Source organism: Methylobacterium currus (assembly GCF_003058325.1).
Lineage (GTDB): Bacteria > Pseudomonadota > Alphaproteobacteria > Rhizobiales > Beijerinckiaceae > Methylobacterium > Methylobacterium currus.
Genome location: NZ_CP028843.1, coordinates 5,513,348 through 5,529,323, shown reverse-complemented (window position 1 = coordinate 5,529,323; position 15,976 = coordinate 5,513,348). Strand labels below are relative to the sequence as shown.

Sequence of the window (15,976 nt, the reverse complement as noted above, 5' to 3'; positions counted from 1 at the left end):
GCACAAGCAGTGGGCGCCTGGGAAACCGGCATTATCTCTCCGCCTCCCGCTTCCGGGAGGTCGCCTTGCCCACCATCCTCGTCGTCACTCTGATCTGCGCCTCCTCCCTGGCGGCGCAGGATTGCACCCGCGACACCGCCCAGGACGTGATCACCCACCCGGCCCACTCGCCGCAGGAATGCATGCTGCTCGGTCCCGCCATCGCCGCGGGCACAGGTCGCGGCACCGAGGCCGGGACCTACGTGAAGACGCTGTGCGAGCGGCGGCGCTAGGCCGCACGCTTCCGGTCCGCCCACCCCTCTCCCTGGCACGCCCGTTGCCAAACATGACCGACCCCGCATCGGTCGCGACCGGCCGCGGCGTCCTCGTCAAGGGAGAGAGCCCATGAAGCGCGAAGACCTCACGGAAAAGCTCCTCGACATCAAGCGCGAGAAGGGCTGGACCTGGAAGCACATCCAGGACGAGATCGGCGGGATCTCGCCGATCCTGATCACCGCCGCCTGCATGGGACAGATGAAGCTGCCCAAGGCCCAGGCCGCGAAGGCCGCCGCCCTGTTCGGCCTCTCGGCCGCCGAGGAGCGGATGCTGAACGAGGCCCCCTATCGCGGCTCGATCCCGCACATGCCGCCGACCGACCCGCTGATCTACCGCTTCTACGAGCTGGTGATGGTCTACGGCACCACCTGGAAGGAGCTGATCCAGGAAGAGTTCGGCGACGGCATCATGTCCGCCATCGACTTCAACATGACGATGGAGCGGGAGCCGAACAACAAGGGCGACCGCGTGAAGATGCAGATGTCGGGCAAGTTCCTGCCGTATAAATATTACGGCAACGAGGAGGGGGTGCCGGAATACGGTTTCAAAGAGCCGTAGGAGGCCCGGCTCCGGCCGATCCGGGTGCGGGCGGCGAGGGCGGCGAGGGCGTCACCCCTCCGCCACCGCCTCCCGCCCGCGCCCGGTCCGCGTCGCCACCAGCGCCCCCGCCACGATGAGCCCGCAGGCGAGCGCCAGCGACCACGTCGCCGGGGCGTAGCCGGCGGCGACGAGGATCAGGGTCGAGAGCACCGGGGCGGCGTAGGAGCCGACGCCGAGGAGGCGGATGTCGCCGCGCTTGACGCCGATGTCCCAGAGGTAGAACGCCGCCCCGACCGGCCCGAGGCCGAGGGCCGCGACCGCGGCCCATTGCGCCGCCCCTTGCGGCCACACCGTGCGCTCGAAGGCGAGGTGGCAGACCAGGCTCAGGGCCGCGGTCGCGAGGCAGAACCCCGCCACCGCGTCGGTCGGCACCGCGCCGACCCGGCGCGACAGCACCGAGTAGCCCGACCACACGAAGGCGCAGGCGAAGGCCGCGAGGTAGCCCGGCACGGCGCCGGCCTCGAAGCTGAGCGTGCCGCGGCCGAGGAAGAGCGCCACCACGCCGGCGAGCCCGAGGAGCGCCCCGCCGACATGGGCGGCGCGCAGGCCCCCCTCCCCCGGCAGCAGGGCGGAGAACATCACGATCAGGAGCGGCCAGAGATAGTTGAGGAGCCCGGCCTCCGCCGGCGGCGCGAGGCGCAGGGCCGCGAAGTAGAGCGCGTGATAGCCGAACAGCCCGCCGACCCCGAGGGCCCAGACCGCGAGCGGCTGGCGCAGGGCCGCGAGGCCCGAGGGCCGGACGATCCAGCTGGCGCAGCCGAGGAGCCCGCCGACCAGGAACGTCATGGCGGCGAGCTGGAACGGCGGCACCGCGCCGGAGGCGGCGGTGAACAGGGCGAGCAGCGACCAGAGCAGGATGGCGCCGGAGCCGATCAGGGTGGCGGAGCGGATCGTCATGAGGTCGGCCTAGCACGCCTGAGCCTGCCGGCTCACGCGGAAATCGGCTAGGACACGGCATCGTCCGCCAGAGGAGCGCGCCCTGACCGAATCGGCTCCGACCGACCCCGCCCGGATCGAACTGGCGCCCGGCCTGATCCACCATCCGGGCTATCTCGACGAAGTGGCGCAAGCCGCGCTCGCGGCCGATCTCGCGGCCGTGCTGCGCGAGGCCCCGCCCTTCACGCCGGTGATGCCGCGCACGGGCAAGCCGTTCTCGGTGCGGATGACGAATTGCGGCCCCCTCGGCTGGGTCTCCGACCGGGCGGGCTACCGCTACCAGGCGACGCACCCGGAGACCGGCCGGCCCTGGCCGGCGATGCCGGCGGCTGTGCTCAGGGCCTGGGCCGAGCTCGCCGGCTGCCCGGCCGAGCCGGAGGCCTGCCTCGTCAACCTCTACGCCCCGGGGACCCGGATGGGGCTGCACCAGGACCGCGACGAGGCGGAGTTCGCGGCCCCGGTCCTTTCCCTGTCGCTCGGGGCCACCGCCCTCTTCCGCTATGGCGGCTCGCGGCGCACCGACCCGACCCGCTCGGTGCGGCTGGCGTCCGGCGATGCCCTGGTGATCGGCGGGCCCTCGCGCCTGATCTTCCACGGCGTCGACCGCATCCTGCCCTCCGACCTCCTCTCTGCCGACCTGCTGGCGCCCGAATCGGGGCCGGTCCTGCCCGAGGCGGTGGCGGCGGGCGGGCGCCTCAACCTGACCTTGCGACGCGTCTCGGCGATCCGTCCCGCTTGACAGACCGGCGCGCACGGCCGACGCATCCCGCAACGTCCCGAGACGCCGCCCGATCCCGGGCGGCCTTTCGCCAACCCAGAGACGAGTCTGATGTCGACGAGTCCCCTGTCGCTGCGCGTCCTTTCCCCGTTGCTGCGCGTCCTGACGCTGCTCTCCGTCCTGGTGACGGGCCTCCTGGGCCTGCCGGCCGGGGCGCTGGCGGCCGATCCGGTCTACCCGCCGGGCTCGCGCTTCGGCTTCGAGCCGGCCAAGGAGATGGTGGTGTCGCGCCGCTTCACCGGCTTCGAGCGGCAGAATGGCGGCGCCACCGTCTCGGTGGTCGAGCTGCCGCCCCAGGCCTACAAGGACCTCACCGCCAACTTCACCGACGAGAACCTGAAGAGCCAGGGCCTCGTGGTGAAGACCCGCGAGACCCTGAAGCTCGCCGACGGGCGCGAGGGCCTGATGTTCACCGGCGAGCAGCCGATCGAGCAGCCCGCCGGCACGCCGGCCCTGCACAAGTGGGTGTTCCTCGTCTCGGATCCGACCGTCACCGGCATCATCATCGGCCAGACCCTGCCCGCGGCCGAGTCCGACGAGGCGATGCGCGCGATGCTGACCAGCGTGCGGGTGCGCCCGGCCCTCACCCTCGACCAGCAGGTCTCGGCCCTGCCGTTCCGGGTCACCGAGACCGCGGGCTTCCGCCCGGTGCGGGTGCTCGGCGGCAACTCGGTGCTCTACACCGACGGGCCGAAGGACCAGATGATGAACCTGGAGCAGCCGATCCTGGTGCTCGCCGAGGCGGTGCAGCCGGCGCCGTCGGCCGAGCAGCGCGACGCCTTCGCGAAGGCCGCGCTCTACTCGAACCAGACCATGAAGGACTTCGCGATCGAGCGCTCGCAGAGCTTCCGCCAGAACGGCGCCGACTGGCACGAGATCGTGGCGCGAGCCACCGACGTGCCCTCGGGCACGCCCGTGGTGGTGTCGCAGACCATCCGCTTCCAGCCCGACGGCTATTTCCGCGCCGTCGGCGTGGTGCGCGCCCAGGACCGCGAGGCGATGCTGCCGCGCTTCCGCAAGGTGGTGGACGCCATCGCGTTCTGATCGTCTCTCTCCCACCCGCGACCCCCGGGATGAGGGCGCGGGTGGGATGAAGTCGGTCGATCACTCGATCAGGGGCAGAGGCGGGAGGGCGACAGCCCCGGCCGACCCGGACGACCGCGATGGAACTCAAGTGGATCGAGGACTTCCTGAGCCTCGCCGAGACCCGCAGCTTCTCCCGCTCGGCGGAAGCACGCGCCGTCACCCAATCGGCGTTCAGCCGGCGCATCCGCTCGCTCGAGGTCTGGCTGGGCACCGCCCTCCTCGACCGCAGCACCTACCCGATCACGCTGACCGCCGACGGCCGCCAGTTCCTCGAGACCGCCGAGGAGGTGGTGCGGCTCCTCACCCTGAGCCGGGCCGATTTCCGCGCCCGCAGCGACGGCGCCGGGCTGCCGGTGGTGACGATCACGGCGCTCCACTCGCTCTGCCTGTCGTTCCTGCCGCGCTGGCTCGGACGGATCCGTGACGCGCTCGGGCCGGTGGCGAGCCGGGTGCTGCCGGACAACTTCAACATCTGCGTCCAGGCCCTCGTCGAGGGCGGCTACGACCTGCTCCTGACCTATCACCACCCGGGCATCCCGATCCCGCTTGACCCCGAGCGCTATCCCTGCCGGATCGTCGGCCGAGACAGCCTGGCGGCGGTGGCCTCAGCCACCGGGCTGGTGCCGGATGCAAGTGGCCGGCTGCCGCTGCTGCAATATTCCCGCGGCTCGTTCCTCGGCCGCCTCGCGGGGATCGCGCAATCCGCCGAGGACGCGCCGGCGACCTACCCGGTCCATACCAACGAGAACTCGATGGCCGAGGCCCTGCGCTCGATGGCGCTCGGCGGCCACGGCATCGCCTGGCTGCCGCGCAGCCTGGTCGAGCCCGAGATCCGGGCCGGGGCGCTCACGGTGCTCGGCCGCGAGATGCCGATGGACATCCGGCTCTACCGCAGCGCCGAGCGTCACCGCTCCTTCCTCGACGAGGTCTGGGCCGTCGCGGCGGAGGACCCGCCAAACTATTCGGATGCGGAATAGTTCATCCCAACCATAGCATTGGCGCCCGCGGGCCTGCGGGATTATTCCGCCGCCATCCGGTGACGGCGCCACGGTTCTCCGCAGAACCGGCCCGGTTCCGGCCTCACACCGCCATCCGACGCGGCCCCGCCGCCTGCCCGCCCTCCGGCGCGCCGGCTCGCGGCCGCGCGCTCAAACATCCGCGCCCGGAGCCTGCCTTGACCGACCCAGCGACCCGCATCGAGCACGATCTTCTCGGCGACCGGGAGGTGCCTCGATCCGCCTATTACGGCATCCACACCCTGCGCGCCGTCGAGAATTTTTCGATCACCGGCACGACGCTCGCGACCTGCCCCGACCTGATCCGGGCGCTTGCGGCGATCAAGCAGGCGGCGGCCCTCACCAACCGCGAGCTCGGGCTGCTGGACGTCGAGCGCTGCGACGCCATCGTGGCGGCCTGCATCGAGATCCGGAGCGGCGCCCTGCACGACCAGTTCGTCGTCGACCAGATCCAGGGCGGGGCCGGCACCTCGACCAACATGAACGCCAACGAGGTGATCGCCAACCGGGCGCTCGAACTGCTCGGGGCCGCGCGCGGCGATTACGGGAGGCTCCATCCCAACGAGCACGTCAATATGGGCCAGAGCACCAACGACGTGTACCCGACGGCGCTCAAGATCGCCGGGATCGGGGCGATCCGCCGCCTCATCGACGCGATGGCGCGCTTACGCGGCAGCTTCGAAGCGAAGGCGGAAGAATTCCGCGACGTCCTCAAGATGGGCCGCACCCAGCTCCAGGACGCGGTGCCGATGACGCTCGGCCAGGAATTCGGCACCTACGCGCGGATGCTGGCCGAGGACGAGGCCCGCCTCGGCGAGGCCGAACTCCTGATCCGCGAGATCAATCTCGGCGCCACCGCGATCGGCACCGGCATCACCGCCCACCCGCTCTATGCCGGCCTCGTGCGCGAGCGGCTCTCGACCATCGCGGAGATCCCGCTGATCACCGCGGAAGACCTCGTCGAGGCGACGCAGGATTGCGGCGCCTTCGTGCAGGTCTCGGGCGTGCTCAAGCGCGTCGCCGTGAAGCTGTCGAAGACCTGCAACGACCTGCGCCTGCTCTCGAGCGGCCCGCGGGCCGGCTTGAACGAGATCAACCTGCCGGCGCGCCAGGCCGGCTCCTCGATCATGCCGGGCAAGGTCAACCCGGTGATCCCGGAGGTCGTCAACCAGGTCGCCTTCGAGGTGATCGGCAACGACGTCACCATCACCTTCGCGGCGGAAGGAGGTCAGCTCCAGCTCAACGCCTTCGAGCCGGTGATCGCCTACAGCCTGTTCCGCAGCCTCGCCCATCTGGAGGCGGCCTGCCGCACCCTCGACCTCCATTGCGTGCGCGGCATCACGGCCAACCGCGAACGCCTGCGCGCCAGCGTCGAGAACTCGATCGGCATCGTGACGGCCCTCAACCCCTATATCGGCTATCGCAACGCCACCGCCGTCGCTATGGAGGCGCACGCCACGGGCCGGGGCGTCTACGACCTCGTGCTCGAGAAGCAGCTGATGGCCAGAGACCAGCTCGACCGGGTACTCCAGCCCGACCAGCTGACGCGCCCGCAGGCCCTGACGGCACTCTAGTCTCGCCGCCACTTCACGGACGGAAACGCCAGACATTCGCGGAAGATCTCGGGCGCGCTAGAGATGGCGCCCGGGGCCCTTGCCGCACATCCGTTCACCCTTGGGAGGAACATGACAAATGGCACAGGTTGAACCGACCGGACGCTCGGGCCGGCTGACGCTCTATACCGGGATCGGCCTCGCCCTCGGCGTCGCCGTCGGCGCGGTGCTGCACGGCATGGCGGGAAGCGCAGCGGAAGCGAAGGAGATCGCCGGCTACTTCACCATCGGCACCGACATCTTCCTGCGGCTGATCAAGATGATCATCGCGCCTCTGGTCTTCGCCACCATCGTGTCGGGCATCGCGAGCTTCGGCGACACCAAGGCGGTCGGCCGCGTCGCGGGCTTCGCCATGGGCTGGTTCGTCACCGCCTCGATCGTCTCGCTCTCGCTCGGCTTCCTCGTCGCCAACATCTTCCAGCCCGGCGCCAGCCTCGGCCTGCCGCTGCCGGATGCGGGTGCGCAGACGGGCCTCAAGGCCGCCTCGATCAACCTGCGCGAGTTCATCACCCACGTCTTCCCGACCAGCATCGTGTCGGCGATGGCGACCAACGAGGTGCTGCAGATCCTGGTCTTCTCGGTGTTCTTCGGGTTCGGGCTCAGCGCGATCGACCGCCGCTACGCCGACCCGATGGTGCACATGCTGAACGGCCTCGCCCAGGTGATGTTCAAGGTCACCGACGCGGTGATGCAGGTGGCGCCGCTCGCGGTCTTCGCCGCCATGGCCTCGGTCGTCACCATCCAGGGCCTTGGCGTCCTGATCGATTACGGCAAGTTCATCGCCGTGTTCTATCTCGGCCTCGCGGTCCTGTGGGCGCTCCTCATCGGCGCCGGCTGGCTCGTTCTCGGCAACAGCACCGTGCGGCTGCTGCGCCTCCTGCGCACCCCGATGATCGTCGCCTTCTCGACCGCCAGCAGCGAGGCCGCCTTCCCGCGCACCGTCGAGGTGCTGGAGCGGTTCGGCGTGCGGCCCCGGGTCACCGGCTTCGTCTTGCCGCTCGGCTACTCGTTCAACCTCGACGGCTCGATGATGTACCAGGCGCTCGCCTCGCTGTTCATCGCCCAGGCCTTCGGCATCCATCTCAGCATCACCGAGCAGCTCACCATGCTCCTCGTCATGATGGTGACCAGCAAGGGCATCGCCGGCGTGCCGCGCGCCTCGCTGGTGGTGGTGGCGGCGACCGTGCCGATGTTTGGCCTGCCCGCCGCCGGCATCCTGCTGATCATGGGCGTCGACCAGATCCTCGACATGGGCCGCACCGTCACCAACGTGCTCGGCAACGGGCTCGCCACCGCGGCGGTCGCCCGCTGGCAGGGCGAGATGCAGGAGGGGACGGAGGAACTCGTCGAGGAGCCCGCCGAGGTCGCGATCCCGACCGGCAAGGCGGCGTGAGTCCCTCAGCTGACGGTCGTCGATGGACGGCTGCCGGCCGATCAGATCAGCCTACCCAATGACCTGAGCCCTCCGAAGCCAGAGCGCTGCGGGCTGCGGGATCTGACCTCCACCAAGTCATTCCGGGGCCGCACAGCGGAGCCCGGAATGACACGGAGAGTTTTTTGTCCGCCCGTAAGAACGAGCCCGCCGAGCGGCCCTACCCGACCTCCGCCAGCAGCGCGATCACCTTCTCCGGCATCGGCACCTGCACGTCGTGCGGCACCGCCAGCTCGCGGTACTGCCACCCGGCCTTCGCCTTGGCGCGCTGCCGGCTCGGCTCGATCGAGGCCAAAGCCGGGTTGGTGTAGGCGACGTAGGTCACCGGCAGGCCGGCGCCGGCGGGCTTGCTCAAGCGCACCGGGCTCTCGTAGGTGCCGATCGGGTGCGGCCGCAGGCGCTGGTGGAACCAGTCCTTGGCCGGACCCGCCGGGATCGGGAAACCCTCCGGGCCGGGCACCGGCAGGGCGACGCCCGCGCCCTGCTCCAGGGCCGCCTTGCGCCGGGCATCCGCCATGCCGGCGGGCAGGATCGTGAAGGCGGTGTCGCCGTTCTCGGGGATCAGCGCGTCGAGATAGACGATCCGGCGGATCCGGTCGGTCAGGCGGTCCGCGACCCCGGTGACCGCCATGCCGCCGTAGGAATGCCCGACCAGGACGACGTCGCGCAGGTCCTCCATGGCGATCAGGTTCGCCACGTCCTCGATATGGGTGTCGACCGTGATCTGTCGCGACAGCAGGTGGCTGCGCTCGCCGAGCCCGGTCTGGGTCGGCGTGTAGACCCGGTGCCCCTGTTGCCGCAGGCCGGCGGCGACGTCGTGCCAGATCCAGCCGCCGCCATAGGCGCCGTGGACCAGCACGTAGGTCTTCGAAGCCGCGCCTTGCGCCTGCGCGGCGCCGGACGCGAGGGCGGCGGCGCCCAAGGCGGAGACGCCCGCCAGGGCCATTCTGCGATTGACCGTCATGCTCTGGGTCCTCCCGTTGTTCGTTCTTGAGAGCGTTGTAGCGGCCCGCCGGCCAAGGTCCACCGGCGAAGGTCCGAAAGCCAAGGATCGCCGCGACATATGCACGGAGCGCGGCTCGCGCCCCGTCCCGCCGGTGCTATGGAGGGATCACCGACACGCTTGCCGCGCAACTTGCCACGCAACCTTGCGACCACACGAGGGCACGACCCACCGATGACCCACGCGGAGACCTCCACAACGGACCTCGCCGCCACGCTGTCGCCGCGGATGCGCGGCATCGGCACGAGCCAGATCGGCCTCGTCGCCGATCGCGGCCGGGACGATCCCGAGGTGGTCAAGCTGTGGATCGGCGAGGGCGACCTGCCGACGCCGCCCTTCATCGTCGAGGCGGCCCACCAGGCGATGCTGGCCGGCCACACCCGCTACGCCACCTCGCTGGGCCTGCCGCGCCTGCGCGAAGCGTTGAGCGCCTACCACGCCCGGCACTGGGACGTGGCGATCCCAGCCGATCGCTTCGCCGTCACGGCCGGCGGCATGAACGCCATCATGCAGGCGGCCCAGGCCCTGCTGGAGCCCGGCGACGAGATCATCATCCCCTCCCCGGCCTGGCCGAACCTGGCGGAGGCGGTGCGCATCACCGGCGGCGTGCCGGTGACCGTGCCCTACCGGGTGCAGGGCGACGGGCGCTTCGCCCTGCCGCTGCCTGACATCGAGGCGGCCATCACCCCGCGCACCCGCGTGATCGTGGTGAACTCGCCCTCGAACCCGACCGGCTGGATCATGCCGCTCGACGAGATGAAGCGCTTGCGCGATCTCGCCCGGGCGCGGGGCCTGTGGATCATCGCCGACGAGGTCTACGCCCACTTCACCTACGGCAACGCCATCGCGCCGTCCTTCCTGCAGATCTGCACCGAGGACGACCGGCTGATCGTCACCAACACCTTCTCGAAGAACTGGGCGATGACCGGCTGGCGCGCCGGCTGGCTGATCGCCCCGCGCGGTCTGGCCCCCACCTTCGCCAAGCTCGGCCAGTACAACACCACCTCGATCCCGACCTTCATCCAGCATGCCGCCGTCACGGCGCTGGAAGACGGCGACGGATTCATCCGCCAGATGGTCGCCCGCTGCGCCGAGAGCCGCGAGATCCTGGTGGCGGGACTCTCCCGCCTGCCCGGCGTCACCGTGTCGGTGCCGGAGGGCGCCTTCTACCTGATGGCCCGGGTCGCCGGCCCCGGGACCCCCCGCCCCGACGAGACCAGCCTCGCGATCGCCTTCCGGCTCCTCGAGGAGGCGAAGGTCGGCGTCGCGCCCGGCACCGCCTTCGGCCCCGAGGGCGAGGGCTTCATCCGCCTGTGCTTCGCCATCAGCCCGGGCCTCGCCCGGGAGGCGGTCGCCCGCCTCACCCCCGTTCTCGGCCGCTGAAGGGGGCTTCCGATGTCCGTACCGATCGCGTTCCTGGGCAAGCTCGATGCCGAGGAGGAGGCCGAGTTCCTGGCGGCTTTGTCCGCGGCTTTGCCCGAGGAGACCATCCGGCCGTTCCGGCTCTTGAGCGCGGAGGAGCGCGCCGGAATCCGGATCGCCATCGTGGCCAATCCCGATCCCGCCGAGGTGGCGCTGCTGCCGAACCTCGCCTGGATCCAGAGCCTGTGGGCCGGGGTCGAGCGGCTGGTGCGCGATCTCGGGCAGAACGGCGTGCCGATCGTCCGCCTGATCGATCCCGAGCTCGCCCGCACCATGGCCGAGGCGGTGCTGGCCTGGACCTACTATCTCCAGCGCGACATGCCGGCCTACCGGCGCCAGCAGGAGGCCGGGACCTGGCGCCAGCTCGCCTACCGGCCGCCGGCCGAGGCCACCGTCGGGCTCCTGGGCCTCGGGGCACTGGGCAGCGCGGCGGCCGGGCGCCTGGTGGGGGCGGGCTTCCGGGTCGCGGCCTGGAGCCGCTCGCCCAAGGACGTGCCGCCGGGGGTGACGGGCTTCTCCGGGCCGGACGGCCTCGCCGACCTCCTCGCGGCGAGCGACATCGCCGTCTGCCTGCTGCCGCTGACCGACGAGACCCGCGGCCTCCTCGATGCCGGGCGCCTTGCCGCGATGAAGCCGGGGGCGGCGCTGATCAATTTCGGCCGCGGGCCGATCGTCGCGACCGACGCGCTCCTCGCCGCCCTCGATACGGGGCACCTCTCGCACGCGGTGCTGGACGTGTTCGAGGTCGAGCCGCTGCCCCCCGGCTCTCCCCTGTGGCGCCATCCCGGCGTGACCGTGCTGCCGCACATCTCCGGGCCGACCACCCCGGCCAGCGCAGCCGCGATCGTCGCCGGCAACCTGCGCACCTATCGCGGCACGGGCCGGATCCCGGCCGCCGTTGACGTGGCGCGCGGGTACTGAGGGGACGCGTCCGCTCAGGCGACGCGCCGCAGGCCGGGGGGCTGCGCTGCGGCCGGCCCGCCACCGAACTCCGCCGGCTGGAGGCGCTGCAGCCAGGCCAGGGCACTGCGGGCGGCCTCCTCGGCCCGGCGCGCGCGGGCCTCGGCCGCCTCGACCCTCGCGGCCGCCCGCGCCTCCACCACCCGCAGCCTCTCCTCCGCCGCACGCACCCGCATCTCGGCCTGCGCCTCGCGCGCGGCGGCCTCGTCGAGCCGCTTATGCGCGCTGCGGAGCAGGGTCCTGGCCCGCAACTCGCGCTGCCGGACCTGCGTCTCGGCCTCGCCGGGCCCGCACGCGGCTTGCCGCGCCTGCACGATCAGGGCGTCCGGCGGCGGCGCGATGCCGTCGGTGGAGGCCGGGCCCTCACGCTCGTTCATGGCACCGAGCCCGTCACCGAGAGTCGCGATGACGCTCTGCTCGAGCCAGTCGCACGCATTGCCCGGTCGCGTCGCGCGAATGCTTTCGAAGACGTCGAGTCCCATGACGTGCGCCCCATCGGCCATCGCGAATCATCGATGCGCGTTGACCTTGACGCTCGCACGTCATCGTTAATTCACGCTTAAGCACGAGACGTGGAGCGAGAGCCGGAACATCCTATCCGAGACAGCCTTCCAAATCGCGATCGGATCGTCACTCGAAACATGTATTGAAGGCATCGCACATGCGATGCGACGAGGACTGTACTGCACGATCACTCGGAAGTACAGTCGCCAGGGCGACGGCCGACCACAATCCCAGCCTTTTGCCGGGCCGCATCCGGGTAGCGATCATGTCTTTGCCCGATGTGGATCAAACAGGCGATTTTTCACGATCCCGTGTGCGATGCACAAATCGCATTGGTGGATTACTATCCAATAACAGCAGGGGGCATCTTGATACAGATGCAATTTCCAAGTACGATGCCATTTACAAATTGAACAAATGTGAAATTTTCTTCTCGCGCACACGCCGACATCTCTCCACGTCATATCGGGATTCGTCGAAGGCGAGAACCCGGGGTCCAGAACCGCTGACGATGGCGAGCAAGGCGATCGGCATTCCGCCTCTTCCGGAGACGTGGCGGTTATGGATCCCGGGCTCCACTTTCGCGGCCGCGGGATGACGTGAAGGGCTGGATGGGGTCAGTCCGCTTAAACGGGCTCTGACTGCCGTCGAACGTCGGGGAGCACAGCATGATCGACGATGTTCTCGTCCAGGACGAGGTCAAGCGGCGCATCGAGCGGGACATCGCCCAGCGCCTCGCCGTCCACAAGGCGACCATCGGCCGGCTCGCGACCGCCCAGGCGAGCGCGCGCCTGCTCGGGGCCCCGGTCCTCAACCGTCCCCTGGTTCTCCTCGCGCAGGGCGACAGCTGGTTCGACTATCCCCTGACGGGGAACGGGCTGCCGCTGGTCGATACCGACGTCATCGCCCAGCTGCGCCGCATCGGCCCGATGCCGCCGACCATCCTCAACCTCGCCCATCACGGCGAGGCGGCGGTCGGGATGATGTCGCTGGAGAAGCAGTCGCGGATGATCGCCGCCCTGAGCGACCCCTCGAACTGGATCGACGGCAAGCCGGACGCGATCCTGTTCTCGGCCGGAGGCAACGACATCGCCGGGGACCAGTTCTGTATCTTCCTCGACTTCAACGACGGCAAGACCAAGGGCCTCAACGCGCAGCGGTTCGAGGGCGCCCTCGGCATGGTCGAGGCCTGCTACCGCGCCCTCTTCGCCATGCGGGACAGGGTGGCGCCCGGCGTCCCGATCCTCGCCCATTGCTACGACTTCCCGATTCCGAACGGTGCGCATCCGCCCTGCGCCGGCCCCTGGCTCAAGCCCTCGCTCGACTTCTGCAACTGGTCGACCGCGGCGGGCACCGCCATCGTCAAGCAGGCGCTCGTCGCCTTCCGGGCCATGCTGGCGCGGCTCGCGGCGGAGCCCGCCAACCTCTTCCACCTCGTCGAGACGCAGGGCACGCTCTCGGCCGCCGAGTGGGCGAACGAACTCCACCCCAACCCTGCGGGCTTCGCCAGGATCGCGAAAGCCGTCGCGACGGCCCTGGACACGCTTCCGCAGCCCCCGGCGCGAGCCGAGGCGCTGGCCGCCCTCGCGGCTTCGGCGGAAGCGTCGGGCGCCCCGGCCGCCAAGCCGGCCGGCGGCCGGGCGCCCTCTGGCGGGAAAGGTCGGCCGAAGCGCTGACACCCCGCCCGTTCGAAGGGCGCATCAATGGGTGATACGCGACAGCGCCACGATCGCACCAACGATGACGACGGCCTGGCAACCGATCGACCCGATCATCCATTTGAAGATGTCGGACTTCGTGGCCTCGACCTTGGCCTCCAGGCGAAGCTCGGCTTCACGCAGATCCGACCTCGTCGTGATCTTCAGGGTCTCGATATCGGTTTTGAGGCTTTCGATATCGGATTTCGTGGCGAGGTCAGCCTGGATTGCCTCGGCGATCGCCTCGGCCAGACCTTCGGCCTGTTCCGGCGACATTTTGGCCTTGTCGCGCAAGGTCCGGACAAAGCGCAGGATGTCGAAGGCGACGGCGGTCATTCAGCTGTCTTATACCATCGCGCTTTCGCATCGACACGTCGATGCGAAAGCGTCCGGCGCATCAGCGCCGGCGCCCATTCGGGCTGAGCCAGCGCCTTCGAACGAGTCCGTTCGAAGACGCGGCGGTATTACGCTTCAAGGAAACGGCCGGGCATACCGCGCATGAGCCTGAACTGTCGCGCTCGAAGGAGGGTACAAGGGTCGGCGTGCTGCGACCACCGTCATCTAAGCCGATTAGCAAAAGTGGTCGTCGGTTTTGCGACAGAAAGCTGCGACGAAACAGCAACCTAAGTGGAGGAAGCGTTGGCCTGCCAACGCAAGTCTGGTTAGGCGCCCGGAGCGCCGCAACGCGGCACCGCCCCCCGAAAATCCGCCCACGGCCTCGCCTTCGTCATTGACGCTCTCAGGTCCGTCGGCCTACCCCGGAGTCATGCGCGTGAGCCTGCCGACACGGTCGATCGGACGCGCGACCATCGCGGTGGTCGCGCTCTACGCGCTGTGCCTGCAGGTGCTGCTCGGCGCCCTCGCCCCCGTGCCGGCCCAGGCGGCCCCGGGCGCGGTGATCTGCCATACCGACGCGGCGGACGGCGTCCCGCAGGGCGGCCCCCATTGCGCCCTCGCCTGCTGCGTCGCGGCCCACCCCATCGCCCTCGCAGCGCCGCTCCTCCTCGCCTTCCACCTCGCCTGGGATCGGCCGAGCATCGCCGGCCGCGTCCCGCCCGCCGCCGACGAGAGCCCGGCGCGAGCCCCACCCGACACGAGCGCCAGCCCACGAGGACCGCCGCAGGCCTGATCGACTCACATCGCCACCTCGATCACGCCTTCCCGGATCCCCGCCCCATGCCCGCCGTCTCCTCCGCCCCCGCCCCGGGGCGCGCCCGCCTGCGCGATGCCCTCCATCGCGCGGTGTGGCGCTGGCACTTTTATGCCGGCCTCCTCTGCCTGCCGTTCCTGATCCTCCTGTCGGTCACCGGCTCGGTCTACCTGTTCAAGGACGAGATCAACCGCACGCTGTTTGCCCACCGCACCCTCGTGCCGGTGCGGGCGACGCCGCCCCTCTCGCCGGAGCGGCTGGTCTTCATCGCCGCCGACGCGGTGCCGGACGCCCAGCCGACGACCTATGCGAGCCCGGAGGCTCCCGACCGCACGGCAATCGTCACCATGGCGGGGCCGTCCGGCAAAACCCTCGTCTATCTCGACCCCTATGACGGCGCCGTCCTCGACCGGGTCGGGCGCAGCGAGGAGGCCATGATGGTGGTGCGCCGGCTGCACAGCCTCGCCACTTTCGGGCCGGTGGCGAACGGCCTGATCGAGGTCGTGGCCGGCTTCACGCTCATCCTGGTCCTGAGCGGGATCTCCCTCTGGTGGCCGCGCCGCCAGGGTGGCGGCCAAGGCGGCGGGGTCGTCTCTCTGCGCGGCACGCCGGCGCGGCGGGTGTGGTGGCGCGACCTGCACGCGGTCACCGGCTTCCTCGCCGGGGCCGGGCTGTTCTTCCTCGCCGCCACCGGCCTGCCGTGGTCGATCCTCTGGGGCGACCAGTTCCGGGCGGTGTCGAACCGCGCCGGGCTCGGCCAGCCGAACGAACTCTGGGCCGGGGTGCCGGTCTCGACGGTGCCGATGGGCGCGGTGCTCGACCAGACCGGCTGGGCGCTCGAGGACGCGCCGCTGCCGCGCTCGCAGGGTCGCGACGGCGTGCCGATCGGCATCGACCGGGCGACCGAGATCCTCGCCGGCCTCGGCATGCCGGCGGGCTACGAGCTGGCGCTGCCGCAGGGTCTGAGCGGCGTCTACGCGGCGGCCGCCTATCCGCGCGACGTCACCCGCCAGCGGATGATCTCCCTCGACCAATATACCGGCCGGCCGCTGGTGAACGTGCGCTTCAGCGACATCGGCATCGTCGGGCGCGGGATCCAGTACGGGATCGGGCTGCACAAGGGCGAGGTCGCCGGGCGCGTCAACCAGCTCCTGATGCTGGCCTTCTGCCTCGCCACGATCCTGCTCGCCGTCACCGCCGCGGTGATGTGGTGGAAGCGCCGCCCCAAGGGCCGCCTCGGCGTGCCGGCCTGGCCCGACGACCGCCGGGCGGTCGCGACCGTCACCGGCCTCGTCGTGGCGATGGGGATCGCCTTCCCCCTCACCGGGCTGGCGATCCTGGCGATGGTCGCCGTCGACGCCGCTTGGCTCGGCTTGCGGCGCGGCCTCCGGCGGCCCGCGACGGCCTGACGCGCAGTCTTCGTCGGCGCTCACGCGCCGCCTCCACCGCTTCCGACGAGACGTC

The 15,976-nt window shown here is 70.5% G+C and carries 16 protein-coding genes; 12 read left to right on the top strand and 4 right to left on the bottom strand.

The features are described 5' to 3' along the window. Positions 1-65 precede the first annotated feature (65 nt). Complete coding sequence (locus DA075_RS25485; RefSeq protein WP_099955606.1) at positions 66-272, top strand: hypothetical protein; 207 nt, start codon at positions 66-68, stop codon at positions 270-272. A gap of 112 nt (positions 273-384) precedes the next feature. Beyond that, complete coding sequence (cynS, locus tag DA075_RS25480; RefSeq protein ID WP_099955605.1) at positions 385-873, top strand: cyanase; 489 nt, start codon at positions 385-387, stop codon at positions 871-873. 51 nt (positions 874-924) lie between these two features. Here cynS and yddG read toward each other — a convergent pair whose 3' ends face one another. Further along, entirely contained in the window at positions 925-1,812 is an 888-nt protein-coding gene (gene yddG, locus DA075_RS25475; protein WP_099955604.1) for an aromatic amino acid exporter YddG, read from the bottom strand. 82 nt (positions 1,813-1,894) lie between these two features. On the opposite strand from yddG, the gene DA075_RS25470 reads away from it, so the two are divergent. The 5 genes from DA075_RS25470 (at position 1,895) to DA075_RS25450 (ending at position 7,737) form a co-directional block, all read left to right on the top strand. Then, positions 1,895-2,590 carry an alpha-ketoglutarate-dependent dioxygenase AlkB gene (locus DA075_RS25470; RefSeq protein ID WP_420813161.1) on the top strand — a complete coding sequence of 232 codons (696 nt, stop codon included), beginning with the start codon at positions 1,895-1,897 and terminating at the stop codon, positions 2,588-2,590. 105 nt (positions 2,591-2,695) lie between these two features. Next, positions 2,696-3,673 (top strand): hypothetical protein, encoded by a 978-nt coding sequence (locus DA075_RS25465; protein WP_420813160.1) that lies wholly within the window; start codon positions 2,696-2,698, stop codon positions 3,671-3,673. Positions 3,674-3,792: 119 nt separating this feature from the next. Further along, positions 3,793-4,692: a LysR family transcriptional regulator gene (locus DA075_RS25460; RefSeq protein ID WP_099955602.1), complete on the top strand. Its 900-nt coding sequence runs from the start codon at positions 3,793-3,795 to the stop codon at positions 4,690-4,692. 197 nt (positions 4,693-4,889) lie between these two features. Further along, positions 4,890-6,305, top strand: a complete 1,416-nt coding sequence (aspA, locus tag DA075_RS25455; protein WP_099955601.1) for an aspartate ammonia-lyase — start codon at positions 4,890-4,892, stop codon at positions 6,303-6,305. A 118-nt stretch (positions 6,306-6,423) separates the two neighbouring features. Next, positions 6,424-7,737, top strand: coding sequence for a dicarboxylate/amino acid:cation symporter (locus DA075_RS25450; protein WP_099955600.1), 1,314 nt, complete (start codon positions 6,424-6,426; stop codon positions 7,735-7,737). 199 nt (positions 7,738-7,936) lie between these two features. Here the strand turns inward: DA075_RS25450 and DA075_RS25445 are convergent, their stop codons facing one another. Then, positions 7,937-8,740: an alpha/beta hydrolase gene (locus DA075_RS25445; protein ID WP_232387168.1), complete on the bottom strand. Its 804-nt coding sequence runs from the start codon at positions 8,738-8,740 to the stop codon at positions 7,937-7,939. 213 nt (positions 8,741-8,953) lie between these two features. On the opposite strand from DA075_RS25445, the gene DA075_RS25440 reads away from it, so the two are divergent. Both DA075_RS25440 and DA075_RS25435 read left to right on the top strand, forming a co-directional pair. Next, positions 8,954-10,162 carry a pyridoxal phosphate-dependent aminotransferase gene (locus DA075_RS25440; protein WP_099955598.1) on the top strand — a complete coding sequence of 403 codons (1,209 nt, stop codon included), beginning with the start codon at positions 8,954-8,956 and terminating at the stop codon, positions 10,160-10,162. Between the two features lie 12 nt (positions 10,163-10,174). Next, a complete protein-coding gene (locus tag DA075_RS25435; RefSeq protein ID WP_099955597.1) occupies positions 10,175-11,122 on the top strand; it encodes a 2-hydroxyacid dehydrogenase in 948 nt (315 codons plus the stop codon). Between the two features lie 14 nt (positions 11,123-11,136). Here the strand turns inward: DA075_RS25435 and DA075_RS25430 are convergent, their stop codons facing one another. Then, on the bottom strand, positions 11,137-11,538 hold the full coding sequence (locus tag DA075_RS25430) for a hypothetical protein (RefSeq protein WP_123834428.1): 402 nt from the start codon (positions 11,536-11,538) through the stop codon (positions 11,137-11,139). A gap of 795 nt (positions 11,539-12,333) precedes the next feature. Here DA075_RS25430 and DA075_RS25425 point away from each other — a divergent pair. Beyond that, positions 12,334-13,341: an SGNH/GDSL hydrolase family protein gene (locus tag DA075_RS25425; RefSeq protein WP_174800121.1), complete on the top strand. Its 1,008-nt coding sequence runs from the start codon at positions 12,334-12,336 to the stop codon at positions 13,339-13,341. A 24-nt stretch (positions 13,342-13,365) separates the two neighbouring features. Here DA075_RS25425 and DA075_RS25420 read toward each other — a convergent pair whose 3' ends face one another. Further along, positions 13,366-13,698, bottom strand: a complete 333-nt coding sequence (locus DA075_RS25420; protein WP_099955595.1) for a DUF1640 domain-containing protein — start codon at positions 13,696-13,698, stop codon at positions 13,366-13,368. Between the two features lie 436 nt (positions 13,699-14,134). Between DA075_RS25420 and DA075_RS25415 the strand changes: the two genes are divergently transcribed. Next, a complete protein-coding gene (locus tag DA075_RS25415; protein ID WP_123834426.1) occupies positions 14,135-14,491 on the top strand; it encodes a hypothetical protein in 357 nt (118 codons plus the stop codon). Between the two features lie 47 nt (positions 14,492-14,538). Beyond that, positions 14,539-15,921, top strand: coding sequence for a PepSY-associated TM helix domain-containing protein (locus DA075_RS25410; protein ID WP_099955593.1), 1,383 nt, complete (start codon positions 14,539-14,541; stop codon positions 15,919-15,921). Positions 15,922-15,976 lie beyond the last annotated feature (55 nt).